We start from the raw sequence: 25,340 nt of genomic DNA, 5'->3' as shown, positions 1-25,340 counted from the left end.
GTCCTCATGGACGGGCTTTTTTCATGCCGGCGCGTGCAACCATGATCGCGCCGCCCGGGCACGGTGCCGCTGTCTGGCTTTTGCTGGCCGGTTGGGTGGTCTTGCTGGCGTTGCTGCCCTGGTGGCTTGGGCTGGCGCTGCTGATCTTGCTGGCGGCCGCCGTCGTCTATTACGCCCATCGCTCGGCCAGTCTTGCCGAAAGTTGTGGCACGGCACTCAAATGGGGCTTGCCGGGCTGTCTGTTCGCCGTGCAGCGCGCGTTGGGCGGCGATCTGCTGGCTTGGGGTGCGGCGTTGCTGGGCGCGCTGGTGGGTTTCTCACTCGTCGCCCTGCTCGAATCGCTGCTGTTTCGGCGCCATGCTCCTGCGCCGAAGGTCGCACATGCTCCATCCGGCCCGATGCCGGAATGGAAGGACATGGCCATGGCACCGATCGGGCCGCCGGGCCACATCATCGAGCTCGAACGCCCGGATTGGCAGGAGGCCCAGGCAACCCAGACGGATTCGCGGGGCCGTACGTTTGGCTATGAAACCGAGACGGCCGGGCAGGGTATATACCGCTTCGAGGGCGGGCGTCAGTTCGAAGGTCTCAGTGCCCGATACACCATCGGACCTCACGGCCGGTGGTTCGTGGCGAATTTACCGAAGGGAGAGGGCAACCTGCTTTACGACCGCAGGACAGGCAGAGCCTGGCGGCTTCGGCACTGGCAGTTATGCGGCTGGGAGGACGAGATGCCCTGGTTGTCGCGTCAGGTGGATGGCGTCCCCGTGCCACTCCATGAAGTTCTGGGGCAACCGGCCGACTGAGGGAGTGTTCACGCCCCCCACACGTCGACGCGTTGCGGGAGGACATACCTCGAACGTCCTGTCCTCCGAAGCAGGTTCTTACGCATGGCTTGCTATCGCCGCGACCTCCCGTCCCTCATACTTGCGCTGTTATGACGAGCACGCTTTCCAGTACCGATCCACTCGCAGTGAGCATCATCATTGTCGCGGCCGACAGCGGCCCGACATTACGCGAGGGTGTGCGCCATGTTCTGGCCTGCAAGGTCCCTCTCGAACTGATCCTGGTCGACAACGGTTCTTCCGATGGCATCCCCCAGGCGATCCAGCGAGCGCACCAGAACGATCACCGCCTGCGCTGCCTCTACAACCACGCGAACCTGGGTTTCGGCCCGGCCGTGAATCGTGGTGCGGCCCTGGCGCACAGCGACGTGCTTCTTATCCTCAACCCGGATTGCATGCTCGACGAAGCCAGCCTGCGTCGCCTGCTCCAGTTGCTGGAGGAAACGCCCAAGGCAGGGCTGATCGGCGCCGTGGTATGTGATGAGCAGGGTGTGCCGGACCCGGCTTCTTATCGTCGCGATCCCTTGCTGCGTCGGGCATTGCGCAGCATGTTCGGCGGCGACAAGAGCGGTGAAGGCGTGCACATCGCCGGTGGCATGCCCGACCATCCCGTCCAGGCCGAGGCGGTATCCGGCGCGTTGATGGTGATGCCACGCCGCGTCTTCGAGTTCTTGCGGGGATTCGATGAAGCTTACTTCCTGCACTGCGAGGACCTCGACCTGTGTCGCCGCGCGCGCGATGCCGGTTACCAGGTGTGGCTCGCTGGTGACGTGCGCGTCCTGCATGGCAAGGGCGGGTCGAGCCGGCATCGGCCGGTCTTCGTCAGCTGGCATAAGCATCGCGGCATGTGGCGTTGGTTCCGCAAGTTCGATCCGGCGTCGCGCCATCTGTTCGTGCGCATCTTCGTCTGGAGCGGCATCTGGGCGCATTTCGTGTTGAACCTGCCACGATTGTGGCTGCGCCTCTTGCGCTACAAGCCGCGCACCGACACGGCATGAGTCAGCCGATCCATCACCACGCCAAACTTGCCATGCTGGGCCTGATCGCGGTCACCGCCATCTGGGGTTCGACGTTTTTCATGATCAAGGATCTGGTCGACCGGATGCCTCCGGCCGACTTTTTGGCGGTGCGCTTCCTGATCGCGGCGCTGGCGATGATGGCGCTTTTCTTCAGGCAGGTGGGGCAGTTGACCGCGCGCGAATGGCGCCAGGGCCTGCTGCTGGGAACCGTCTACGCGATCGGACAGCTGACTCAAACGGCGGGGCTGGCGCACACCGAAGCGAGCATCAGTGGATTCGCGACCGGCATGTATGTGGTTTTTACGCCACTGCTTGGCACGGTGTTGCTGCGCCAGCGACTGCCGCGCATCACGTGGGTGGCCGTCCTGCTTTCGGTCGGTGGCCTGGCGGTGCTCGCCTTGCGCGGATTGAGCCTGGGTTTTGGCGTGTGGATCACGCTGGCTTCCGCTGTGTTGTATGCGATGCATATCGTGGGACTGGGCCTTTGGTCGCGACCGGGTAGCGCGTTTGCACTGTCTACCGTGCAGATGATCGCCATCAGCGTGATCTGCATGCTCGCCACGTTGCCGCACGGCCCCATGTTGCCGCCGGATGGCAAGGCCTGGCTGGCCGTCATCTATATGGCGCTGGCCGCCGGCGCCGGCGCCATGCTCGTGCAAACCTGGGCGCAGGCGCACCTGTCGGCCACGCGCGCAGCGATCGTCATGACCCTGGAGCCCGTTTTCGCGGCGGCGTTTGCCGTGATGTTCGGTGGCGAGGGTCTGACGTGGCGCATGATCGTTGGCGGCGTGTTGGTGCTGGCCGCCATGTATCTGGTGGAGCTGGTGCCACGGCGCGATCCGGAGCTGCACGCGGAGGCGCTGCACCACGAGGTGTAGCGCAGCTCGCCTGGAGGGAGGTGCGGCGGTGTAAGGGCGATGCCAGCCTCCGTCGCCTGATCGCCTCAAGGGTTTGTCGTATCCTCGTTGTGCATGGCGTCAGCGTTGTGTGCTGGCCCAACCATGTCGTTTGACGACGTTCCGTTGCCAACCGGAGCTTTCGTTCGCGTGTTGATGCGAATCAGGCTGCCGTCGATCGTGATGCCGCGCTCATCAATGACAATCGATCCGCCGGGCGCGCGAATCTCGATACGTTCCCGCGCATCCAGCTGGTAATGCGCAGTCTTGCGCTCAATGCCTTGCATGGCATCCAGCCGCTGGCGACCCTGCACCACTTTCCATGCATTGCCGCCGACGCTGACGCTCTGGTTGGCGGCAATGCTGTCGCGCCGGTGATGGCCGATGCTCTCGGTTTTGTCATGGCCCACGATGACGTGCTCATTGCGCTCGACGCGGCTCGTGGCATCCCTTCCGATCTGTTCGTGCCGGTCTTGTGCCACCGATACACGTTCGTCATGGCCCACATGGCGACGCGCATCGTGGCCGACAATCGTCGTGTCGTCATGCTCCACCGCATCCTGTCGATCATGGCCGACGAACGAATCCTGGTCATGATCCACGCGACTGCGCAGGTCTCGCCCCGCGCGAAGAAGCATTTCCTCCTTGCCTGCGGCGTCTTCGAAGCTCAGCTCGTTGATGACGTCGCCCCCGAGGCTGCGGCTGCGCAGGGTGATGCGCGACGGTTCCAGTGGCAGGTCCTGCGGCGGCATCTGGCTGGGAGTGAACGTGCTTCCGATGATGACGGGCTGATCGCAGTCGCCCTGCAGATACGACACGATCACTTCCTGTCCCACCCGGGGCACCGCCATTTGCCCCATGCCGGCGCCTGCCCAGCCCTGGGCGACGCGAATCCAGCATGAGCTCTCTCCATCGCGCGCGCCGTCGTGGTCCCACGCAAACCGGACTTTCACGCGCCCCAGTTCGTCGCAGTGGATCGGTTTATTCGCGGGACCCACCACGGTGGCCAGGTGCGGCCCTGACACCCTGGGCTTTTCGATGAGCGGCGGCCGCCAGGTGGCGCGGTCGGGGATGACGTGCGCCGTGTAGCGGTAATCGGTGCGCAGCCGTGCATCGGCACCCATGGCACCTTCGGCGGGGCGCTGCACGCCACGATGCACCATGCGGACGACACGCCAGCCACGATTCCAGTCGGCGCGCGGGTGGTTGACCAAATCAAACGCCAGGCCCGGCTGCAGGCGGGCATCGTTACCCTCTACGGCGGCGCTGACTTCGTTCTTCGCACCGGAAGGGTAAGCCGGCGTTGCGTCAGGCGCGGCCGACCCGGCTGCATCCGGCGAGGATGCCCAGTGCGCGATCGGTGAGCCGTCGTCGGCAGGAGCGACTTGAGGACCCTGCGCATCGCGATACTCGGCATAGCGAAGCGACCACAATCCGGGCTCGCCACCGGGTTCCGGATGCCGGGCGTGGAAGGGCACCGTCTCGCCGGCGACCAGGCCATGGATGTAGAGATCGTCGCCCTGGACCAGGGTGTGCCCATCCGATGCGTGTGCAAATGCGTAGTACAGGCCGCACTCGGCGCTCAGACGCTCGAAGAAGGCACGATCGGATTCCCCCGCCTGCACGCAGTAATCGCGCGGCGGATAGTGACCGACCAGTGATTGCTCGAAACGCGTGAGGCGATGCCGCTGGAGAATGGATGCGGCGATCTGCGGCAGCGATTGTCCCTGGTGTATGCGCCACGCGCTGGTGCGCGAGAGTTTCGCAAGCACCGGCTCGACCACGGCCCGATAGCGTGCGTGGGTTGCCTCATGCGAGTTCTGTTCGAAGCGGGATACCACGCCGTGGACATAGCGCTGAGGCTCGTCCGCCACCCAGATCGTGAACAGCGCCGACTGATCGAGGATGCGCGAAAACTCGACGCCGGTGTCCGCCGATACCAGCTCCAGTTGCAGGACAAAGGACTCGGACAGGCCTTCCTCCAGTCGGAACGCCATCACCTGGAAGAAGGCGTCGGGCACGCCTTCGCTGGTGAACGTAAACGCAAAACGGCCCTCGGGGGACATCGCCGGCTCCTTGGCGCGTGAAGGGGCGCCAAGCATGCCAAGGCGACGCCGGACGATGAATCCGGAATCTTCCTAGTTTTGGATGCGCATCGGCCGTATGAGTGGCGGCGTCCGCATGGGGGTTACCGTTTTGTCGGTCGCGGCTGCAAGGCAATGCGTACCAGGTACACCACGATCACTACGTTGCCGACCAGCGCGCCGAGCTTCAACCAGCTGAAGTGCATGACCGATTCATAGAGTTCGATCGGAATCAGCGAGCCGGTCGCGATGACGGTGAACCATTCGGCCCAATGCTTGCGCAACCACAGGCCCGTGCCTTCGGTGGCGAAGATGGCGGCATAGCCGAGCGCAACGATGCCGATCGCCACGAACTTGCTCGGTCCCCATTCCTCGAGCGTGTGCACGAGCTGCCAGCGAAAGTTGTTGGTGTCCGAGAGCGACAGGTGTTCGAGCCAGTGCACGAGGTGTTCGAAATTCGCCTGCTGTTCCAGCCGGAAGGCGACGATCGCGACCAGGATAAGGCACACCGTTTTGATCGCCTTGTAGATGGCGATGATGCGCAGGCCCAGGCTGTGCTGCGCTTCGACCTCTGACGAGGGTTCCGTCAGGTGGTGGTGGCCTTGGGTCATGGGAGGCGGGTGTGGGATCGGGGAGACCGAGTCTAACGGCCCGGGAAAGAAAAGGGCCATGCCTGTGACGGCATGGCCCGGGTTGGTCGGGTGGTACAGCCGCTCAGCAGCAGCGTCCGCCCATGCCTTTGTAGCGGGCTTCTTGGCGTTCGCGGAAGAATTGCGCGTAAGTGGGCACCGGGCGCTCCGGATGATGCTCGCGCAGGTGCTTCACGTACACGTCGTAATCCGGCACGCCGCAGCACAACCGGGCCGTTTGCACGGCCCATTTGCGGATGGACTGGAAGCTCGGTTTCATGGCTTCACCTCTCATCGGGCTGGCACGCTCGCCAGGGCCACGTAGGGCTCTTCCTGAGCCGTGGGGTGGTTGACGCCCCAAGCCTTGACGATCGCGCGGATAGCAAAGGCCGTCATCACCACGATCAACGCCATGAAGATGCCCGTCATCGTGGCGTCCACATAGTTGTTGGTGATGATGCGCTGCATCTCTTCTGCCGTCTTTGCCGGCGCAAGCACCTTGCCGTCAGCCATAGCCTGCGCGTATTTCTGTGCGGCAGCTGTGAAGCTGATCGGGCCGGTGAGTTTCTGCCAGCCGGCGGTCAGCGTGCAGATGATCAGCCAGATGGCCGGGATGCCCGGCACCCAAACATACCGCTCGCGCTTCTGCTTGACGGTGACCACGGTGGCCAGCATCAGTGCGACAGCGGCGAGCATCTGGTTGGCGATGCCGAACAGAGGCCACAGCGTGTTGATGCCGCCCAGCGGATCGACGGCGCCCTGATACAGAAAGTAACCCCACAGGCCGACGCAGATGGCGGTTGCGACCAGATTGCCGGTCCACGATTCAGTGTGCTTGAGCGGCTCGTGAATGAGGCCGGCAATCTCCTGGATCATGAAACGACCCACGCGCGTGCCCGCATCGACCGTCGTCAGGATGAACAGCGCTTCGAACAGGATGGCGTAGTGGTACCAAAACGCCATCATGCCTTCGCCCGGGATGATCCCGTGCAGCAACTGCGCCATGCCTACGGCGAGCGTGGGCGCGCCACCTGCGCGGCTGAGAATGCTGCTTTCGCCGATGTTCTTGGCGGTCGTCAGCAACTCGTCCGGCGTGACCACGAAGCCCCACTGGCTGATCGCCGTGGCGGCATCCTGCGCCGTCGTGCCGATCAGCGCGGCCGGCGAATTCATGGCGAAGTACACACCCGGATGCAGCGAGGAGGCCGCCACCAGGGCCATGATGGCGACGAAGGCTTCCATCAACATGCCGCCGTAACCCACCATCCGCGCTTCGCCTTCATTGGCGAGCAGTTTCGGCGTGGTGCCCGAGGCGATGATCGAATGCCAGCCTGAGACCGCACCACAGGCGATGGTGATGAAGAGGAACGGGAACAGGTTGCCCTGGAACACCGGGCCGGTGCCATCGATGAACTTGGTCACCGCCGGCATCTGCAGCGTCGGTGCCGCCAGGAAGATAGCCAGTGCCAGCAGCGCGATCGTGCCGATCTTCAGGAAGGTCGACAGGTAGTCGCGCGGTGCCAGCAGCAGCCACACTGGCAACACCGAGGCGCAGAAGCCGTAGCCGATCAGCAACCATGCCAGCGCCTTGGCATCGAAGTCGAACATGGCTGACAGCGTGGCCGAATCGGCGACATGCTTGCCGTACCAGATCGACAGCAGCAACAGCACGAGGCCGATAATCGACACCTCGAGAATCTTGCCCGGTCGGAACCAGCGCAGGTACACGCCCATCAGCAGGGCGATCGGAATGGTGCAGGCCACCGTAAACGTGCCCCAGGGGCTGTGCGTCAGCGCCTTCACCACCACCAGCGCGAGCACCGCCAGCACGATCATCATCAGCACCAGCACGCCGAACATCGCCACGACGCCGGCGACGGGCCCAAGCTCATCGCGCAGCATGTTGCCGAGTGAACGCCCGTCGCGACGGATCGACAGGCCCAGGATCATGAAGTCCTGCACCGCACCGGCAAACACCACGCCGAACAGGATCCACAGCGTGCCAGGCAGATAACCCATCTGCGCGGCGAGCACGGGGCCGACGAGGGGGCCCGCACCGGCGATGGCCGCAAAGTGATGGCCGAACACCACCCACTTGTCGGTGGGCACGTAGTCCAGGCCGTCATTGCGCAGCACGGCGGGTGTGGCGCGCGACGGATCGAGCTTCAGCACGCGCTCGGTGATGAACTTGCTATAGAAGCGATAGCCGATGACGAAGACGGCAATGGATGCCGCCACCAGCCAGATCGCGTTGATGGGCTCCCCGCGTCGCAGCGCGACGACGCCCAGACACCATGCGCCCACGATGGCGATGGCGACCCACAGGATCTTTGCTGCGGGGCTTTGTTTCATGACAGCCGTTTGCATGGAAGGACTCCCTCTGACAGTCACTCGCAAGGGTCGTCCTGCCCGCTGCGGGGGTCAATGCCATTCTGGGCTCCGATGTATTAGCCATTGGTCGAATATTCGTGCAGCGCTTCACCCGGAGCCGTCACCCACAAGCCGCTACACTTGTAAGAACTACACGTAGGTACCCGGCAGCACGTGATGGGTTGCCGATGGTCCGGCGACGATGTTGCAGTTGCAGCATGGCTCCCACTTTCCCGCGAGGCCGACATGATTCGTGAAATCCTGAAGATGGGTGACCCGCGCCTGTTGCGCGTGGCGCCGCCGGTACCCGACGCGATGATGGGCAGCGAGGAACTCGATGCGCTGATCGCCGACATGTTCGACACCATGCACCACGCTGGCGGCGTGGGCCTGGCCGCGCCGCAGATCGGCGTCGACCTGCAATTGGTGATCTTCGGATTCGACAGCTCCGAGCGTTACCCCGGTGCACCTGCGGTGCCGGAGACCATCCTGCTCAATCCGCTTATCACCCCCTTGTCCCAGGATCTGGAGGAGGGCTGGGAAGGCTGCCTTTCGGTGCCGGGACTTCGCGGTGCGGTCAGCCGGTTCAGCATGATTCGCTACCAGGGCGTCGACCCGAAGGGCCAGCCGATCGACCGGCGCGCCGACGGCTTCCATGCCCGCGTCGTGCAGCACGAGTGCGATCACCTGATCGGCCGGCTGTACCCGTCGCGTATCACCGATTTCACGAAGTTCGGCTACACGGAAGTGCTTTTCCCGGGGATGGATCCGGGCGTCGACGAATAATCGGGCCGCGCGAGGCTCCGGGCTGCGCCTCAGGCAGCTGCCTGGCCGCCTGGCGCCTGAAAAATTGACTCCCGCGCCGAAGCTGGCGACCCTAGGCCATCGAAGCGGCCCCAGAGCCGTGTTCCGATCCACTTGCCAAGGGGAGCTTCCAGCATGACGAGGGCATACGCGTGAGCGCCAATCTCGCGACGGGCGCGGATTCGCGCAAGGAACTGACGGTACGAGGGATCATCCTCGGCGTCGTCATCACGGTGGTCTTCACCGCCGCCAATGTGTTCTTCGGCCTCAAGGCGGGCCTGACTTTCGCTACGTCGATCCCCGCCGCGGTGATTTCAATGGCGCTGCTGCGGCAGTTCAAGGGCTCGACGATTCAGGAAAACAACATCGTGCAGACGATCGCTTCGGCGGCGGGCACGTTGTCGTCGATCATCTTCGTGCTGCCGGGCATGATCATGATCGGTTGGTGGAACGGCTTCCCGTTCTGGACGTCGTTCGCCGTCTGCGCGCTGGGTGGCGTGCTGGGCGTGATGTACTCGATTCCGCTGCGCCGCGCTCTGGTGACCAATTCCGACCTGCCGTACCCGGAAGGCCTGGCGTGTGCCGAGGTGCTCAAGGTCGGTAGCGGTGAGCATGACGACGGCAGCGTGGAAGAGGGCCGGGCGGGGCTGATGGCCGTGTTGTGGGGTTCGGTCGTTTCTGCTGTGTTCGCGATCGTCGTTACCACGCAGGTGTTTGCCGCGAGCGTGGTCAACTACTTCCGCGTGAACGACAAAGGAGCCGTCTCCGGCTTCGACCTCAACCTGTCGTTCGCGCTGTTCGCGATCGGCCACCTGGTTGGCTTGTCGGTCGGCATTGCGATGCTGGTCGGTGCGCTGATCGGCTGGGGCTGGGGCGTGCCTCATTATTCACTGCTTGAGCCGGCCGCCGATTCGTTGGCCGCGCTGGCGCAGGCGACGTGGAGCCACAAGGTGCGCTACATCGGCGCGGGCGCCATCGGCGTCTCGGCCATCTGGACGCTGGCCAAGCTGGTCAAGCCCGTCATCAGTGGCCTGGCCGGCGCCATGGCAGCGGCACGTGTGCGCAAGGCGGGCAACGCCGAATCGCTGCCGCGTACCGAGCGTGATATTCCGATTGGCATCGTCGGCGCCGTGACCCTGGCCTGCTTCGTGCCGATCGCATGGCTGCTCGGCTATTTCGGCAAAACCGCAGGCCTGGGCGACCAGGTCGGCGTGCTGGCCATCGGCGGCGTGGCATTCGTGGTGCTGATGGGCTTCTTCGTGTCGACCGTGTGCGGCTACATGGCTGGCCTGATCGGTTCGTCGAACAGCCCGCTGTCGGGCGTAGGCATCCTGGTGGTCATCGCGGCGGCGCTGTTGCTCGTGGCCTTCGTCAAGCCGCACGTGGGGCCCGAATCGGGCAATGCGCTGGTGGCCTTTGCGCTGTTCATCACCTCGGTGGTGTTCACCGTGGCGGCCATTGCCAACAACAACCTGCAGGACCTCAAGACAGGTCAGCTGGTTGACGCCACCCCGTGGCGTCAGCAGGTCGCCCTGGTGATCGGCGTGGTCGCCGGCGCCGCGGTGATCCCGCCGGTGCTGGACGTGCTCAACAACGCCTACGGCTTCGTTGGCGTGGCCGGCGCCGGTCCCAAGGCCCTGCCGGCACCGCAGGCGGGCCTGATCTCGGCGCTCGCCCAGGGTGTGATCACCAACAATATCGACTGGAGCCTGATCGTCACGGGTGTCTGGATCGGCATGGCCGTGATCGCCATCGACGAACTGCTGGCCCGTTTTGGCAAGGGCACCCGTCTGCCGCCGCTGGCCGTGGGCCTGGGCATTTACCTCCCGACGGTGAGCACCCTGATGGTCGTGGTCGGCGCAGTGGTTGGCTGGTACTTCGACCGGCGCGCGGATCGCGGCCCCCGGCCCGAAGCAACCAAGCAACTGGGCGTGCTGCTGGCATCGGGCCTGATCGTTGGCGAGAGCATCGTCGGCGTGCTGGTGGCCTTCGTCGTCGGTGCACTCGGGTCGCCGGACAAACTTGCCCTGGTGGGCGAGGGCTTTGCCAGTTCGGCCCAGTGGCTGGGTGGCCTGGTGTTCGCCGCCATCGTGGTGGTGCTGTATCGCTGGGTAGCCAGGATGGGTCGCGCCACCTGACCCCCTGGCTGACGGACTGCCTTGCTGGGCCCCGGCGCACGTCGGGGCCCTTTGGTTTGCGGCTCCCGAATGCCTGACATGCCGGTGTCACCTGTCCCGGCCATCCACCCCTTACACTCCCGCCCGTCCGTCCCCGGCAGCGCATACCGATGCGCATTGTCGGGCCTGCGGAAAAACGGGGGAGATCGGCATCCAGTTCGAACGGATGCAGGTCCGACAGGCTATTCTTAATCTCTGTGACCCGTCGGTTTTCATCCGGCCCGGCCCTGCTGCGCGCCAGACGGCGACGGGGGCTGGGGATGACGCGACCGTCAGGTCTTTTATGGCATGCATCGCATGTCCTTTCGATGTGGAGGCTGGGGCAGCGTGGTGGAGCACAGAGGGGCGGAGGCCCCGGATCCGGCGGAGGCCTTGGTCACTCCGAGCGCGGGCACGGTGTGGATGCGCCGTCTTGCCGGGCCTTTGCTGTCGGTCGGCATGCTTTGCCTTGCCTTGTGGGCGTTGCGTGCGCTTGCCAGCGAAGTCAGCTATCGCGAAGTCGCGCGCTATGTCCACAGTCTGGAAAACCACGACATCATCCTTGCCGTCCTGCTGACAGCCGCCAGCTACGGGGTGATGACGCTGTACGACTGGTTCGGCCTGGCTTCCATCGGCAAGCGCCTGCCGCGTGCCCAGGTCACCCTGATCTCGTTTATCAGCTATGCCTTCAGCAATGCCCTGGGCATGGCGCTGCTGATCTCCGGTTCGATCCGCTACCGCTTCTACATCCAGGCCGGACTGAGTACGGCGGAAGTCGCCAAGGTCGTCCTGTACTGCACGCTCAGCTTCTGGCTGGGACTGTTCGCGCTTACCGGCGTCACCTTGTTGCTGGTGCCGGTGCCGCCATTCATTCCACTGGCGGGGCTGCGCATCCCCGCCGGCATCGTGCTGACCCTGATTCCCTTGCTCTGGCTCGGTGGCAGTCGCCTGATCCGCAAGCCGCTGCGCGTGTGGCGATGGGGCGTCAGCCTGCCGTCACCGCTGGTCGCGGCGCGCCAGGTGCTGGTGGGTGCGATCGACTGGGGTCTGGCGGCGTGGGTGCTGTACCTGTTGATGCCCAACGAAGTGGACACCGGCTTCGGCCACTTCCTGGCGATCTTCGTGCTGGCGCAAATCGCGGGCCTGGTCAGTCACGTGCCGGGCGGCCTGGGTGTGTTCGAGGCGGTGATGCTGGCCGGCTTCGGCGCCACCGGTAACCAGGGCCTCGAAGCCCCGATCCTCGGTGCGCTGGCCGCCTATCGCCTGATCTACTACTTCTTGCCGTTATGTGCGGCGACCGTGGTAGTGCTGTTGCGAGAAGCGCGCGGCCTGCGTCGCAAGTCGCTGCTCGCGCCGTGGTTCACCGAACTGCTGCCACCGTTCTTTGCCGGTCTCACCCTCGTGTCGGGCGCGGTGCTGCTTTTCTCCGGTGCGACGTCGGCATTGCCGGGACGCATGGAAGTCCTGCGCCATGTCCTGCCGCTGCCGGTGCTGGAAGCCTCGCACTTCCTTGCCAGCATGGTCGGTATGTGCCTGTTGATCCTGGCGCGTGGCCTGCAGCGCCGCCTGGACGCTGCCTACGTGCTGACCCTCGTCCTGTTGCTGCTCGGTGCGGTGCTCTCGCTGCTCAAGGGCATCGACTACGAGGAAGCCACGTTGCTGTCGTTGCTGGCCCTGGCACTCGCACCGGCACACCAGTTGTTCTATCGGCGTGCATCGCTTTTCAGCGCCACCTTTTCGATGGGCTGGATCATCGCCATCCTCGCCGTGCTCGGCTGCGCCACCTGGCTGGTGATGTTCAGCTACAAGCACGTCGAGTACAGCAACAACCTGTGGTGGGAATTCAGCTTCTACCACGGCGGTGCGCCACGCGCCCTGCGCGCGCTGGTCGGTGCCACCGCGGTGGGCCTGTTGTTCGCGCTGGCCAACCTGATTCGCCCGGTGCGCCCCACGCCGCACCTGCCGACGGAGACCGAACTCGATCGCGCGCTTCCCCTCATCAAACACTACTCGTCGGCGCAGGCGCACCTGGCCCTGATGGCAGACAAGACCCTGCTGTTCGATGACGAGGGCAAGGCCTTCGTGATGTACGACGTTGAAGGTCGCAGCTGGGTCGCCATGGGCGATCCGATCGGTAACGACGAGGACGCGCGCCGCGAGCTGGTGTGGAGTTTCCGCGACCTCGCCGAACGGGCCGGTGGTTGGCCGCTGTTCTACCAGGTGCGTCCGGAGGATCTGGATCTTTACCTGGAAACCGGCATGAACCTCATCAAGATCGGTGAGGAAGCACGCGTTGAGCTGGGTGGTTTCAACCTCGACGGCAAATCAAAGAAGGTCTTGCGCAACACGGTCAACAAACTCAAGCGCGACGGCATGCGCATGGAGATCGTGCCGGCCGATGCCGTCGCCGCGCTGATCCCGCGCCTCAAGCCCATTTCCGATGCCTGGATGCGCGACAAGGGCGTACGCGAGAAGGGCTTCTCGCTGGGCACCTTCGATCCGCGTTATCTGGCGCGCACGCCGATGGCGCTGGTGTGGCAGAACGACCAGCTGGTGGCCTTTGCCAATCTGTTCCTGACCGACAGCAAGGACGAGGCATCCATCGACCTGATGCGCCACGTGCCCGACGGCACGGCCGGCATCATGGATTTCATGTTCATCGAGCTGATGCAGTGGGCGAAGGGCGAAGGCTTCCGCTGGTTCAATCTCGGCATGGCGCCGCTGTCGGGCCTGCAGAATCGCCGCAATGCACCCCTGTGGAGCCGCCTTGGCGCGATGCTGTTCGGGCGTGGCGAGCGCTTCTACAACTTCCGTGGCCTGCACAAGTACAAGGACAAATTCGATCCGGAATGGGAGCCGCGTTATCTCGCGGTGCCGGCCGGCATCGCCTTGCCCCTGGTGCTGGCCAATGTAGCCAGTCTGATTTCCGGTGGTCTCTCCGGCATGGTGCGTCGATGAAGCGAGTCTTCAAGTGGGTGCTGGTGGTATGGCTGCTGCTGATCCTGGCAGGGCTGTTGGCATGGCATCCCTGGCACCACGCCAGCATGGACGATTCGCTTGTGGTGCTGCCCGCCAAAGAGGGCGTGACGCCGGCAGCCGGGCGTGAGGATGTGCTGACCGTGTTCTATTCCGGCGACGGTGGCTGGCGCGACCTGGACAAGACCATGGGCGGCATCCTCGCCGATCACGGCATGCCGGTACTGGGCGTGAGTCTCCTCAAGTACTACTGGCGCGATCGTTCGCCCGAGGCGTCGGCCGCCGACCTGGATGCGCTGATCAAGCGCTACGGCGATCAACTGGGCAAGAAGCGCGTGTGGCTGATTGGCTTTTCGTTCGGTGCCGATGTGCTGCCGTCGGTCGTGGATCGACTGCCGCCGGAGACGCGTGCGCGCATCGCCCAGGTCGTGCTGCTGTCGCCCAGCAAGGACGTGAACTTCGAGATCGAGATGCAGGGTTACATGGTGGAGGGATGGTGGAAAACCCAGACCCAGAACCTGATGCAGTCGATCAATCCGGTCCACCATTACGATGCCTTGCCGCCGTTGCTGGCACTGGGCGGCAAGCCGCCTGTGATCTGCTACTACGGCAAGGAAGACGAAGACGACACCATTTGCGCGCGCACCGATCTGCCCTCGTGGATCACCGTGCACGTCAAGAAAGGCGATCATCACTTCGATTACGACTACGAAGGCCTGGCGCGGCAGATGATCGAAGAATTGCCGGCAAGTACCACGGCAACGCCCTGAAGATCCGCATCTACTCCAGTAAATCTACGTCGTAGAACTACTGGGCGCCTCCGCGACCATCGTGTCACGCAGGGAACAGCTGCGCGCAGCTGCGAAGTGAAAACTCGCACACCTCGCCGTCAATGGAGGTGCAGCGATGACCTGCCTTTTCGCCCATCAGTCTGCTGATCGCCAGTTCAAGGCGGCGTGGTGCGCGCATTTGCCTGCGCTGCAAAGACATGCGCGGCGACTTACACGCGGCGATGCCGATCAGGCGGACGACTTGCTGGCCACGACGGCACTCAAGGCGCTCACCTACATGCGCCGTGCACCGCAGTGGCTGGAGCATCCGAAGAGCTTCCTGTTCGTCATCATGCGTCACGCGCATCTCGATGGCATCCGTTCACGACGTCGCGAAGAGGACTTGATCGACACCAGCGTCGACATTCAGTCGGAGCGTTGCGAAGTCGATGATGCCTGCGCGCCCTCGGCGCTCGAATGCACGCAATGGCGGGAAAAACTCGCGCATATCGATCTGGCCGTGCGCGCCATGCCCGCGGCCCAGCGCCATCTTTTCGTGCTGCGATTCCTTGAGGATCGCTCGTATCCATCGATTGCTGCACGGTTGGGCATCCATCAGGACCTGGTGCGCAAGCGCGTTCAGCTGATTCGTCGGCGCCTGCGCCTGGCGCTTGCCGAGCCGATGGATGCCCCGCGTGTCATCCCGACGCCCGCGCCGTTCACAGATTCGCGTGGCCGTCGTTACGACAGAAGCAACGCCACACGCGACGACTCGCACTCCACGCACCGCAAAGGACACGTCCATGTCTGAGGTCAATGCGCAGATCACCGATGCCGTCACTCAGACCAATGTGAAGGTCGTGGCGGAAGCCCCCGCGCAGGCCATTGCGGCGCTTTATCAGGTTGCCAGCCACTCCGCGGGCATGGCGTTGCAGAACGCCGTCCACGCCCAGCACGCGCTCAACCAGATCTCCACCGCCGTCGTGTCGCGCGCGGTGACGATGATCATGGACGTGGGCACCAAGTGACTGGCCCGGCGCGCTGAGGAGAGACCGACATGACGCCCTGGTCTTCATGGACGCGCATCGGTGCCGGGCCGCGAGCCGCCGTGGGAGAGGGCGGTGAGGACGCGGGTGGCGGCAGTGGCCAGGGCGCGAACGCGAGTGGCGCGTCGCAAGCCGGTGGGTCCACGCCGCCATCTGCTCCACCCGCGCCACCGCCGAGCACGTTGGCGCACATGACGTCGCGCATGCTCGCAGGAAGCATGGGCGCCAGTGCCAACACCACCGCCCTCAATCCGTCCATCGTGCAAGCCGTGCAGATGACCAATGCCGAGACGACCGGGTACGCGCCGAGTCAGATCGCCATCGGTCCGGACATGATGATCAGCCAGGCCGCGGGACTGGTTGCGCATTCGGCGGCGAACTATTTCGACGGTGTCAGCAAACTTGTTCTGGCCAGCCAGGGCGTGCTGCTCAAAGAGCTCGCGCAGAACCTGGTGGAGCAGAACATCGAGGGCGCTGCCGAAGATGCGCTTGGCATCGTTGCCACGGACCTGCTGTTGGGCGCGGCCGCCGCCGTCGCCGCGGCAGCAGGCGCGATGGAGGCGGAGTCCGCCAGTTTTGCCATCGACAAGATCGACAAGAGCATCGCTACGTACAGCAGCCTGCTTTCGAAGAAACCTCCGGCAGAACCCGCAAGCGCCCCGGCCAGTTCGCCTGCCAGCGCGCCGGCTCCTGCGCCCGCCGATCCTCCCGCCACCACGTGAATGGAACTGAGCCATGGCCTACTTCCAGCTGTCCGAGCCCACCGAACTCTATGTGTACCCCTTCGACTACCACAGCCACATTGGCGGGGTCCTTCCCGTGCGGCAGAAAGGTGCGCCGAGCCTGGTCGGTTGGTTGGGGAAGGGTGACGAGGACGATGGTGAGCTGTTGTTGTTCGAGCATGCGATCAAGTTCATGCAGTCAGCTGGCAATCCCTTGTCACTGCTTGCCTCCCGCACGGGAACGACGACCTATGAACGCGGCGAGTGTGCCGCCGAGAACATCTACATCGCCTGTATTGCGTTGGCACAGAAGCTCTCACTGGGCGCAGTGACCGAGTCCCTTCCGCCCACGGACATGCGCCTCTACCAGCGCGTGCTGGAGGGTGTCAGACATGAAGCGAAGCAGCAGCCACTCGCGCGCTGGTTATTGCCATGGCTGCGTTATTTCAACAGCAAGATTTTCTCGAGCAACAAGTACACGCCATTCGACGATGCGTACAAGACGCGCTCGGTCCTGACCGATCAGGTGAGGGCCGAGCCTGGCAAGGGCGAGGCAAACTTCAAGGCGTGGATCGATGCTTCGCTCGATTATCTCTATGTCGAGGGCATTCACTGCACGCAGATTCCCGCTGGCTTTGGCGATATCCCGCTGCTGGACGCAAGCATTCAGGCGTTCAACAAGACGAAACATGTGTGCTATCGGGCACTGGTGCATAGCCCGAACGCCTATGTCGGTGGCAAGAAGTTCCAGGATGATCTTGAGAAGATGCTTCCCGTGCTCACCGATGCTGCGCTACCGGCGACTATCGGCCTGGATCTGCTTGGTGTGGAAAACCGCGTGGCGGATTATCAGAAACTCTTCGAGTTTCTTGCGGAGCGTCAGAGGCGAATCAGGAAGCACTATGGGCCCGACAACGACAAGCAAAGTGCCAGGTGCATCATCCACATACACTGTGGCGAAGGAGCCGGGGCAAGTCACGACAACCGTTCGTTGATCGGCTACTACGTGACAAGTCGACGTCGATGGCCTGGACAGGATTTCTGGCACGCCATGTCGTCCTGTATTCGTGACTGCGTGGAAACGGCGGTCGAGCGTCTGGCTGAGGTCGAAGGCGATCCCTCCGGTCCGCACGGGGCGCACGGACGCAAGGGCAAGGTGCACGGGCTGTCGGGTTTGTTCGATGAGTTGTTCAAGTACAACTCGCTTACTGTCGATGGGTGCAAGTTGCTCCGCTTTGACATCACCAGTGCGCGAACCCGTGCCCTGGTTGACTACAACGGCAAGCGCAGCGTCATGGCGTTCAGCGAAGCGCTGGATGCGCCCTCCAGCGGGAACGGTAGCCCAAGCTGGTACAAGGTTCTCAGCGAACTTGATGATGTCTATGCATTTCGTCTCGGTCACGCCTACTACTACCGCAGCTTCATTGCGGCGAAGTACCCCTTGTTGGTTTTTGACACCAATCTGGGAAGCAATGCCATTACCGGAGCCGCCGGATTCTTCGAATCCGCCGAAGCTTATCGGATCAATCGTGGCTTCAGGCATATGGACGGCTATATCGATACCAGCGTGATGCCCGCGGTCACCGATGCCATCGCCTACATGTCCAGCGACAGCCTCACCGAATCACAGATTGCGTTCTTTCTCGAAACCAGCCAGGTGCAGAAGCCGCTCAGGGAAGTGCTGGAGAATGAGGCCGTGGCTGCCCGGATTTCGCAGTATGTGAAGTCCGCGCTGGCGCCGATATCGGATGACGGCGAAACGTTGGGCGCATTCTTCGGCGCGTACAAGGAGCTTGTCCTGGCGACGGTCGGTACCGTGGACTTGAGTTCGTACCGTTACCAGGCCATGACCCGCGTGCTTGCACTGATGCGCAACTGGCGCTCGTACCTGCTCGGAGCTGACGGACAGGGCGTGGAACACACGCGTATCCAGAACGAATTCCTGCGCATGGTCATCCTGCTGGCTTACAACCTGCAGCCGGCCGGGAAGGAGGTCATCGAGCAGATCATGCTGGATAACCTCCAGTCGCTACTCATCGTGATTGCGTCCAACTACTGGCAATACACGGTCGGCCCCTACGACGGAATGATTGATTCCAACAAAAAGGGTCTGACGAAGTTCGAGGGATTCAAGGCGCCTGCTTCAGTGATCACGCTGAGGCGGGAAATCATCGGCATCTGAAGCCTCGGGGCGACGCGATATGGCACGGGAGTCGCAGGACGAGATGATCGATTTCATAGCCGCTTCCGGGCTCGATCGTGCAGCCGGGAAGCCCGGCATGGCCGACCGACCCACACCCTCCGGGCGTGGCAAGCGCCGCCCGATGTCACGCGAACAGAAGTTGATGCTTGCACTGCTTCGGCTGGCGCTGCGCCACCGCTGATGACCTGGTGAGGACGAATCCATGAGCGCCACTGACCAACAGAAACTCGCGGGCCTGGCGGATCTGATCAAGCTGTTGCTTTCGCTGACCCAGCAGACGCAGGCCCAGCAGCGCGTGAGTCCGCCTCCCGTCGCACAGGCGCCTGCGCAAGCGACTCCGCCCACGGGCGCCGCCGGGTCGCTGCTGGGCGCGGCCGAGGTCGTTGAGAAACAAAGCGCGCATGCCGTCGAATCGATTCGTGGCGGCATGGACGCCGCCCGCGCCGCGCTGGTGCAGCTCGCCCAGGCGCGCGACCAGGAACAGCAGGCGCTTGAGCGCGTGATGGTCGCGCTGACCGAACTGAAGAACCTGCAACCGAAAGCCGGGTCCGCGCCCGCGCCCTCCGCCGTGGTCACACCTGCGGCGCCACCTCCTGCCACGCGCAAACGCTGATCCGTCGCGGGCAGTTGTTCGACCTCTCGTACGGATCACCGTACTCACCAAGGAGCATCGCTATGCCCATGCCCATTCCCGTCAACTCGCAGGTCACCGACGCCGTCACCCAGACCAATGTGAAAGTGCTGGCCGACGGCCCCGCTCTCGCGATGGGTTCGATTTTCCAGACCCTTTCGCACTCCACCGGCATTCTCTATGAGAACGCCGTGTCCGCCGCGCAGCAACAGAACACGCTCGGCCAGGCTGCCTCCAACCAGGGCGTGATGCAGATCTACAGCCTCGACACCACCGCCACGGCGGCCGCCACCGAGAAGGTGGCGCAGGGTGGCGTGGCCGACAACCTGACCAGCCTGCTCAGCGTGATGAACGCTTTCAATCCGCAGTAAGTCGCGGCCATCGGTCGCCCTGGGCGCCCGCTGGACCGATACCTTCGAAGCATATCGCGGCCTAGCCGCCTTTCCGCAAAGGGAGTTCGATCATGACCGTTAACAGCCAGATCACCGATGCCGTCACCCAGACCAACGTCAAGGTGGTCGCCGAAGCACCCGCCATGGCGATGGGTTCGATCTACCAGACCATGGCCCATTCCACCGGCATCCTGTTCGAGAACGCCGTGTCGTCGCAGCAACAGCAGAACACCCTGGCGCAGGCCGCGGCCAACCAGGGGGTGATGCAGATCTACAGTCTCGATACCACCGCTACGGCGGCGGCCAGCGAGAAGGTGGCGCAGGGCGGCGTCGCCGATAACCTCACCAGCCTGCTCAGCGTGATCAACGCGTTTCGCAATAGCTGACGCCACGTTTGCGCGGCACAGGGCCGGGCAGGGCGACCTGTCCGGTTCTCGCCCGATCGCGGCATCACGTCGCCGTTATTGGCGCGCGGGCAAGGTGCCGTCCACGGGATCAGGGATGTGGGATGAACGTACCCGACGTGGAGTCGGGTATCGGGCGATCACGACGCGTGACCGGCGCGCGTCGACGTGATCGTCGGAACCGGTGCGCGGACGCCCTTTGGCGTCATGCACCGTCCTTCGGTGCCATAGCCATCTGCCTGGCGCGACGTTCCAGGTCGCCAGCCAGCGGATGATCGGTGGCTCCCGTTGTTCCTGGGGGTAGGCCTGCGTGGCCCGCGCGGGTCGATGGCTTTCTGCACGACAGGGGTATTGGCGGGCGTCAGCACAACTATGAGCCGGGTTCTCGACATCGAACGGCGCCAGGCGCTGCTGGCGAAGTCGTCGCTGTTTCAGGGGCTGCCAGAATCCCTGGTCGACGATATGGCGCGTGGCGCGATCGGGCGCGAGCTCGAAGCGGGCGAGCTGGTGTTTCGCAAGAACGACCCTACCGATTTCGCGGCGCTGGTGGTGGAGGGGCTCATCTACGCCATCGTGTACGGGCCGGACGGCCGTGAACTGATCCTCGACAGCGCCGAAGCCGGGCAGTCCATCGGGGAAAGTGCGCTGTTAGGTGCGCATTGCCATTACTTCAGTGCCGTCGCCGCGGGTGCCGCCATCGTCTTGTTGCTGCGGCGGTGCCACCTCCTTCGCTTGATGACGGAGCCGGCATTCATCGACCGGGTGCTTTCCTTGCTGGCACGCCGCGTCAGCCGCTCGGCCCTGGCGCTTGAGACGCTTTGCCTCTACAGCCTGGAATCCCGTCTGGCGCGATATCTGCTGGATCTCGCCGAGCGTAGCGGGGACGTCGCCGATGGTGTTCGCGTGGTCCTTCCCAAAACCCAGACCATCCTGGCGGCGATGCTCAATGCGAGTCGCCCCAAGATCAATGCCATGCTTCAGGACTGGCAGCGATCCGGCCTGATCGATCGAATGCGCAACGAACTGACCATCAACGACCTGGCTGAACTGAGGCGGCGCGCATGGTCGGAGTGACGGGCGCGCGAAATGACGCATGGGCGGGGACGCCGATATGGACGGGGCGCCGTCCATGCTCTTGTTGATGCGCCCGGGCGCGTAGTCGCCTGGTCTCGCGCAGACCCGCTGGCACAAGGGTTTTTTGCGAACATTCCTATCTATGCTCGCTTCCGGCACGCGTCGATTTATAGGGTTGGACTCGCTATGGCGAAGCCACCTTATGCTTCGCATTACGTTCCGGTAGCAGCCGACGGGGATGCCGGCTCGCCGCGTGGATGGTGGCCGCCGCCCGGGTGGAGCCGGGGTGGAATGCGGAGAGCTTCCGTATCCCCTCGCGTAAAGGACCTTCTTTTATGACGGCGCCATTTCATGGCACGAAGCGCGCACTTTGCATAGCGCTTTCATTTTCGATCTACAGTCATCCGTACGCCGCGTTCGCCAAGCCGGTGACGGGTCAGTCATCGTTCGGCGGTGGTTCGACGACGGCAACCTCAAGTCCGTCCACGAGCACGTCAGGCGGATCCCCGTTTGGCGGTGGCTCATCAATCAGCACAGGCAAACCGTCGGCAGGCGCTACGGGCGACTCTCCGTTCGGTGGCAGCGGCTCTTCGTCCGGCACGAGCAAGCCACCGAAGCCCGCCGATCAGGCGCCCATTGGTGGTGGCACGCCCTCGACGGCAACGAGCAAGCCTCCGGCGACCAGCAACAATGCGCCGATTGGCGGCGCGCAGACGCCCGGCACCACGAAGCCGCCGGCAGCGTCGACCGTTCGTAACGATCTGGTGGGTGACCTCAAGGGGCAGGTCGATTTCGCGCAGACGCATGTCGTTGCGTCCAAGCGCCGCATCTTCGACCCGTTCCTCGTGCCCGGGAAGGAGGCGCTCGTTCTCTTCACGCCCGAAAGCTCGCTGGCTGGCGTCAACCTCGTCGTGGAGCTCGACGGCACCCGTCACGAATTCCGCATGAACGATCCATCGGACATGCCGCGTACCGCGCGATTCGACGTTTCCCATACGTATTCGGGCGAGTACGTCAAGGGCGAGTATGCCGCCTATCGGGCCAACGCGTTCAGTTTCCAGATTCCCTGGAACCTTTTCCATGCCCGCGCACGGATCAGTTTCGAAGAAGTTGGCGGCAAGGGTGCGCCCATCAAGGCACCGGGTTCCGAAGAGTATGTGCGCAGGGGTTCACTACCGTCCGAACATTTCGTCTTTATGCAGCAGGAGAGCGAAGGCCTGGTGCTGATGAACATCAAGGGTTGTGTATTCAAGCCCGAAAATGAGTGTGATGTCGATGTTGCGCAATTTGATCAGGAGCTGAATCCGGAGCTGGCAAAGTTGGCGGCCCGCGAGATGTTCTCGTACTTGCCGGTGCAAAGGCTCCACCTTGGCACGGGCAAGGCGTACTGGCCTTACGCGGTTGCACTGGGACCTGATTCGAAGCCGCATGTTTACAACGCCTCCAACTGGTCAAGCTGGGCCGAACATGGCGACGTTACGCTTCCGGCAAAGCTTGGCATGGGTGCCTATTGGCGCCAGGCGTCGGATCTGGCCAACAAGGCGGAAGGTCGTTACGTGGCCATCACGGGATCGATGCTGGACGGGCCGGCGGGGATGAACATGTTGCCGCCGGGTGTTGCGGCAAGCTGCAATGGAAGCAGCTGTCATTATCCGAGCCGGCCCCATGGGTTCTGGCACGAAACGGGTCATGGCCTGGGCCTGCCGCACGACACGCCTGGCCGCTACGAGGACTGGGCCTATCGAGGCTACGACCACACGCTCGTGCCCAACGTCTACCCGGACGCCGTGAAGCAGGGCTGGCCGGTCGATCACCTGGGCAATTACTACTTCGGGCATCCGCTGGGTTACCTGTCGGACGCACACTGGGCGACGGGCACGGCGTCGGCACCGCTCATTGATGAGTTCGAGTCGCTTCGCCGCTGGAACGCGAATAAAGCCGCGGCATGGAATACGTACGTTGTGCCGTACACGCATCAGCAGACGCTGAAGGTGCAGCAGCGCTTTGGCTCATTCCCGGCAGGCGTTGCGTTTGCGGGACCGGGTGACGACCATCGTCCCTCGAGCGGGAGTAGCCACGACAACTCAGTAACTGGCGGCAAGAAGGCTCATTCGGGCGACATCCGCACGGCTTCCATGGAGCTCTTGCAGTCCGGTGCGGCACCGACGCGAACGGGCGTGCCCATTCATACCATTGTCGCCACGTTCTCTGACCCCTCGCACAACGCGGATGGCATCAACCAGATTTACCCGGCCATTGTGTCGAACTACGGTGACGTCTTCGACCTCTCCGATCTGACCCACGCTGCGCGCAGCCGGTCGGCTTCGGGGCACCAGGACAACCGGTCGAGCGATCAGTACCTGCTTTCGCTCGATGGAACTTGCCTGATCCAGCAGGGATCGCAGGCCAAGCGCGGCGATTGCCTTTCTTCCGAAGCCGTGCTGAATTTCGAAGAGCTTCAGATCAGTGATTCGAGCGAAGCAAGCATGGGACCCATCCTGGCTATCAAAGGACAGGACGGCCAGTGCCTTAACAATGCGCTTGCATTCGTCACCTGCCATACCGGGGATCGCACGATGCAGTGGCGCGGCCGCACGGATATCACGGGCGACCATGCTGCACTGAAGTTGCAGAATCCGGTCAACGGCCTGTTCATGACGCCCGCCGGTAGCGACGCATTTGAGATGCAGGCAAACAGCGACGGCAATCTCATGTTGCGTGTCGACGTCGGGTCACAGCTTCCCTTCCATCGCTATGAGTTGAAAGTGGATTACCAGGGCGGTGCTTCGGAAAACGTCGTCCTGTACGACGGCGTGATGAAGAAGGATGACCTGGTCAGTCGGGCGGTCAACCTCGATTCCGGGCGCAAGCCATCCAAGGTCGCGTTGCTGGTGGATGGTAAGCAGGTGTTCGAGCGCGCGCTGGAAGCCAATGACTTGCCGCCGGCCATCCATGTCGGTGCCGAATTTGGCTATCCGGCCGCCGACGAATTGCTGCCGATGAAGTGGCTCCGATCATCTTCGACCGGGCATTGCCTCAGGACGCAGTCCAATCGTCTGGTGCAGGGCAGTTGTGATGTCCGTGCATCGTGGCGGGTCAAGGGAGTCGGCGCCCATGACGCCGTGCTCGACACCGTCGAGTTGAAGGCTGCTTCGGGTGATTGCCTGCGCTACAACATGGTACTGGGCACCTGCGCCGGAAAGCTCGACGATCGTCAGTGGCTTACCCGTACGGATCTGACCGGGTCGGAAGGCAAGGTCTACCTCCAGGGTGCGCGCGAAGGAAAGTTCCTTTCGGCATCGATGGACGGGACGCTGAGTCTGGCCGATCTCCATGCGGCGACTGGACAGGTCTTTGAATCCGTTACGCCCGGTGTCGCATCGTGGTTGCGGTCCCGCGAAACGGGCAAATGCCTTGGCGTTTCCGGCGGCGTCATGGTCCAGGGGCGCTGCGACAGCTTCGCCAACAAGTGGCAGATCATCGATGACGTTGCCCAGGGCGCTTCTTTCATCCTTATGTCGACCGGCCAGCAGTGCGTGGATCACCAGCTCTCCGCGAAGACGTGCGCGCGCGCGGATGAAGCGTCGTATCAGTGGCGGGGGCGTGCGGACCTGACGCAAAGCGATCGCGTCACGCGACTGCAGGATGGCGTGCTCGGCCGCTTCGTGACGGCATTGGGTTCGGGCAAGGTCACCATGGGCGGCCTGGCCAACGGTGCCGGCCAGGAGTTCGAGCGGCTTGGGCTTGCGGATGTGGCTCAGGCCTACCAGTTGCGTTCGGTGCAGAGCGGGAAGTGCCTTGCACGCGGCGAGAACGGCCTGACGCTGGGAACCTGCGCGGGTGAGCCGTCGGTGTGGAACGTCCTCAAGCGTGAGCACGAGGACGCGGGGACCTCTCTGTTCGCACTGGTTGATCGCGGCAATTCGCAATGTCTGTCTGGCGATCTGTCGATGAAAGCCTGTTCGGATGACAACCGACTCAACTGGCGTGGACGCGAGGACCTGACGGGCTCCGATACCCGTATCAAGCTTCAGGCCTGGGAGCACGGCACGTTTGTCACGGTAAACGAGTCGGGTGAGATCAGCCTCGAAGGTAACTGGGGCAGCACGAACCAGCACTTTGACCTGGTACCTCTGCCTTAAGAACCCATAAGGAATGCGGTCGATGTGCCAGGGTTCGCCCTGGCACATTTTTTTTGGCCGTTACCCCGGCGCGGCGATAGGTGTCATGGCCAGCCGCGCACCCCTGGGCGCCACTCGTGCCTGGCCAGTACTTCCTTGGCCATGCATGACTTCTGACGGGTTGGCCCCGGCGACGGC

General features: G+C 63.5%; 21 protein-coding genes. 17 read left to right on the top strand and 4 right to left on the bottom strand.

The window, feature by feature from the left end:
- The first annotated feature begins 23 nt into the window (after window positions 1-23).
- From EYV96_RS08995 to EYV96_RS08985, 3 genes are all read left to right on the top strand, one after another.
- Entirely contained in the window at window positions 24-806 is a 783-nt protein-coding gene (locus EYV96_RS08995; RefSeq protein ID WP_240732386.1) for a hypothetical protein, read from the top strand.
- Between the two features lie 131 nt (window positions 807-937).
- Window positions 938-1,843, top strand: coding sequence for a glycosyltransferase family 2 protein (locus EYV96_RS08990; RefSeq protein ID WP_131151082.1), 906 nt, complete (start codon window positions 938-940; stop codon window positions 1,841-1,843).
- A complete protein-coding gene (locus EYV96_RS08985; protein ID WP_131151081.1) occupies window positions 1,840-2,742 on the top strand; it encodes a DMT family transporter in 903 nt (300 codons plus the stop codon). Before EYV96_RS08990 ends, EYV96_RS08985 begins: the two co-directional genes overlap by 4 nt.
- A gap of 65 nt (window positions 2,743-2,807) precedes the next feature.
- Here EYV96_RS08985 and EYV96_RS08980 read toward each other — a convergent pair whose 3' ends face one another.
- The 4 genes from EYV96_RS08980 to EYV96_RS08965 all read right to left on the bottom strand — a co-directional run bounded on the left by EYV96_RS08980 (window position 2,808) and on the right by EYV96_RS08965 (window position 7,840).
- Entirely contained in the window at window positions 2,808-4,826 is a 2,019-nt protein-coding gene (locus EYV96_RS08980) for a type VI secretion system Vgr family protein (RefSeq protein WP_165488636.1), read from the bottom strand.
- A gap of 122 nt (window positions 4,827-4,948) precedes the next feature.
- Window positions 4,949-5,455, bottom strand: a complete 507-nt coding sequence (locus tag EYV96_RS08975; RefSeq protein WP_131151079.1) for a DUF2127 domain-containing protein — start codon at window positions 5,453-5,455, stop codon at window positions 4,949-4,951.
- A gap of 103 nt (window positions 5,456-5,558) precedes the next feature.
- Complete coding sequence (locus EYV96_RS08970; protein ID WP_131151078.1) at window positions 5,559-5,753, bottom strand: YbdD/YjiX family protein; 195 nt, start codon at window positions 5,751-5,753, stop codon at window positions 5,559-5,561.
- A gap of 11 nt (window positions 5,754-5,764) precedes the next feature.
- Window positions 5,765-7,840, bottom strand: coding sequence for a carbon starvation CstA family protein (locus EYV96_RS08965; protein WP_131151077.1), 2,076 nt, complete (start codon window positions 7,838-7,840; stop codon window positions 5,765-5,767).
- Window positions 7,841-8,089: 249 nt separating this feature from the next.
- Between EYV96_RS08965 and def the strand changes: the two genes are divergently transcribed.
- The 14 genes from def (at window position 8,090) to EYV96_RS08900 (ending at window position 25,163) form a co-directional block, all read left to right on the top strand.
- Window positions 8,090-8,629, top strand: coding sequence for a peptide deformylase (gene def, locus EYV96_RS08960; RefSeq protein ID WP_131151076.1), 540 nt, complete (start codon window positions 8,090-8,092; stop codon window positions 8,627-8,629).
- Between the two features lie 170 nt (window positions 8,630-8,799).
- Entirely contained in the window at window positions 8,800-10,785 is a 1,986-nt protein-coding gene (locus EYV96_RS08955) for an OPT family oligopeptide transporter (protein ID WP_131151075.1), read from the top strand.
- A 411-nt stretch (window positions 10,786-11,196) separates the two neighbouring features.
- Entirely contained in the window at window positions 11,197-13,761 is a 2,565-nt protein-coding gene (gene mprF / locus EYV96_RS08950) for a bifunctional lysylphosphatidylglycerol flippase/synthetase MprF (RefSeq protein ID WP_240732385.1), read from the top strand.
- Window positions 13,758-14,549: an AcvB/VirJ family lysyl-phosphatidylglycerol hydrolase gene (locus EYV96_RS08945; protein WP_131151073.1), complete on the top strand. Its 792-nt coding sequence runs from the start codon at window positions 13,758-13,760 to the stop codon at window positions 14,547-14,549. The genes mprF and EYV96_RS08945 overlap by 4 nt, the downstream gene beginning before the upstream one ends.
- Before the next feature lie 136 nt (window positions 14,550-14,685).
- Window positions 14,686-15,360: an RNA polymerase sigma factor gene (locus EYV96_RS08940; protein WP_131151072.1), complete on the top strand. Its 675-nt coding sequence runs from the start codon at window positions 14,686-14,688 to the stop codon at window positions 15,358-15,360.
- Window positions 15,353-15,577, top strand: coding sequence for a RebB family R body protein (locus tag EYV96_RS08935; RefSeq protein WP_131151071.1), 225 nt, complete (start codon window positions 15,353-15,355; stop codon window positions 15,575-15,577). The genes EYV96_RS08940 and EYV96_RS08935 overlap by 8 nt, the downstream gene beginning before the upstream one ends.
- A gap of 29 nt (window positions 15,578-15,606) precedes the next feature.
- Window positions 15,607-16,317: a hypothetical protein gene (locus EYV96_RS08930; protein ID WP_205746117.1), complete on the top strand. Its 711-nt coding sequence runs from the start codon at window positions 15,607-15,609 to the stop codon at window positions 16,315-16,317.
- A gap of 13 nt (window positions 16,318-16,330) precedes the next feature.
- Entirely contained in the window at window positions 16,331-18,499 is a 2,169-nt protein-coding gene (locus tag EYV96_RS08925) for a hypothetical protein (protein ID WP_131151070.1), read from the top strand.
- Window positions 18,500-18,518: 19 nt separating this feature from the next.
- The gene (locus EYV96_RS18760; protein ID WP_165488635.1) at window positions 18,519-18,701 is read left to right on the top strand and encodes a hypothetical protein; all 183 of its coding nucleotides are present in this window, start codon (window positions 18,519-18,521) and stop codon (window positions 18,699-18,701) included.
- Window positions 18,702-18,722: 21 nt separating this feature from the next.
- Window positions 18,723-19,133, top strand: coding sequence for a hypothetical protein (locus tag EYV96_RS08920; RefSeq protein WP_131151069.1), 411 nt, complete (start codon window positions 18,723-18,725; stop codon window positions 19,131-19,133).
- Between the two features lie 62 nt (window positions 19,134-19,195).
- Window positions 19,196-19,522: a RebB family R body protein gene (locus EYV96_RS08915; protein WP_205746116.1), complete on the top strand. Its 327-nt coding sequence runs from the start codon at window positions 19,196-19,198 to the stop codon at window positions 19,520-19,522.
- A 92-nt stretch (window positions 19,523-19,614) separates the two neighbouring features.
- Complete coding sequence (locus tag EYV96_RS08910) at window positions 19,615-19,929, top strand: RebB family R body protein (RefSeq protein WP_205746115.1); 315 nt, start codon at window positions 19,615-19,617, stop codon at window positions 19,927-19,929.
- Between the two features lie 390 nt (window positions 19,930-20,319).
- Window positions 20,320-21,021 carry a Crp/Fnr family transcriptional regulator gene (locus tag EYV96_RS08905; protein WP_165488634.1) on the top strand — a complete coding sequence of 234 codons (702 nt, stop codon included), beginning with the start codon at window positions 20,320-20,322 and terminating at the stop codon, window positions 21,019-21,021.
- A gap of 335 nt (window positions 21,022-21,356) precedes the next feature.
- The gene (locus EYV96_RS08900) at window positions 21,357-25,163 is read left to right on the top strand and encodes a TagA domain-containing protein (protein WP_131151066.1); all 3,807 of its coding nucleotides are present in this window, start codon (window positions 21,357-21,359) and stop codon (window positions 25,161-25,163) included.
- Window positions 25,164-25,340 lie beyond the last annotated feature (177 nt).

The organism is Dyella terrae (assembly GCF_004322705.1).
GTDB lineage: Bacteria > Pseudomonadota > Gammaproteobacteria > Xanthomonadales > Rhodanobacteraceae > Dyella_D > Dyella_D terrae.
This window is presented reverse-complemented; position numbering and strand designations above follow the sequence as displayed.

Excerpts from the sequence above, each read along its gene's own strand:
- EYV96_RS18760 (WP_165488635.1), top strand. The coding sequence starts at position 18,519 with ATGGCACGGGAGTCGCAGGACGAGATGATCGATTTCATAGCCGCTTCC.
- EYV96_RS08905 (WP_165488634.1), top strand. The coding sequence starts at position 20,320 with ATGAGCCGGGTTCTCGACATCGAACGGCGCCAGGCGCTGCTGGCGAAG.
- EYV96_RS08980 (WP_165488636.1), bottom strand. The coding sequence starts at position 4,826 with ATGTCCCCCGAGGGCCGTTTTGCGTTTACGTTCACCAGCGAAGGCGTG.
- EYV96_RS08930 (WP_205746117.1), top strand. The coding sequence starts at position 15,607 with ATGACGCCCTGGTCTTCATGGACGCGCATCGGTGCCGGGCCGCGAGCC.
- EYV96_RS08900 (WP_131151066.1), top strand. The coding sequence starts at position 21,357 with ATGACGGCGCCATTTCATGGCACGAAGCGCGCACTTTGCATAGCGCTT.
- EYV96_RS08965 (WP_131151077.1), bottom strand. The coding sequence starts at position 7,840 with ATGCAAACGGCTGTCATGAAACAAAGCCCCGCAGCAAAGATCCTGTGG.
- EYV96_RS08915 (WP_205746116.1), top strand. The coding sequence starts at position 19,196 with ATGCCCATGCCCATTCCCGTCAACTCGCAGGTCACCGACGCCGTCACC.
- def (WP_131151076.1), top strand. The coding sequence starts at position 8,090 with ATGATTCGTGAAATCCTGAAGATGGGTGACCCGCGCCTGTTGCGCGTG.
- EYV96_RS08990 (WP_131151082.1), top strand. The coding sequence starts at position 938 with ATGACGAGCACGCTTTCCAGTACCGATCCACTCGCAGTGAGCATCATC.
- EYV96_RS08975 (WP_131151079.1), bottom strand. The coding sequence starts at position 5,455 with ATGACCCAAGGCCACCACCACCTGACGGAACCCTCGTCAGAGGTCGAA.
- EYV96_RS08910 (WP_205746115.1), top strand. The coding sequence starts at position 19,615 with ATGACCGTTAACAGCCAGATCACCGATGCCGTCACCCAGACCAACGTC.
- EYV96_RS08995 (WP_240732386.1), top strand. The coding sequence starts at position 24 with ATGCCGGCGCGTGCAACCATGATCGCGCCGCCCGGGCACGGTGCCGCT.
- EYV96_RS08920 (WP_131151069.1), top strand. The coding sequence starts at position 18,723 with ATGAGCGCCACTGACCAACAGAAACTCGCGGGCCTGGCGGATCTGATC.
- EYV96_RS08925 (WP_131151070.1), top strand. The coding sequence starts at position 16,331 with ATGGCCTACTTCCAGCTGTCCGAGCCCACCGAACTCTATGTGTACCCC.
- EYV96_RS08970 (WP_131151078.1), bottom strand. The coding sequence starts at position 5,753 with ATGAAACCGAGCTTCCAGTCCATCCGCAAATGGGCCGTGCAAACGGCC.
- EYV96_RS08945 (WP_131151073.1), top strand. The coding sequence starts at position 13,758 with ATGAAGCGAGTCTTCAAGTGGGTGCTGGTGGTATGGCTGCTGCTGATC.
- EYV96_RS08985 (WP_131151081.1), top strand. The coding sequence starts at position 1,840 with ATGAGTCAGCCGATCCATCACCACGCCAAACTTGCCATGCTGGGCCTG.
- EYV96_RS08940 (WP_131151072.1), top strand. The coding sequence starts at position 14,686 with ATGACCTGCCTTTTCGCCCATCAGTCTGCTGATCGCCAGTTCAAGGCG.
- EYV96_RS08935 (WP_131151071.1), top strand. The coding sequence starts at position 15,353 with ATGTCTGAGGTCAATGCGCAGATCACCGATGCCGTCACTCAGACCAAT.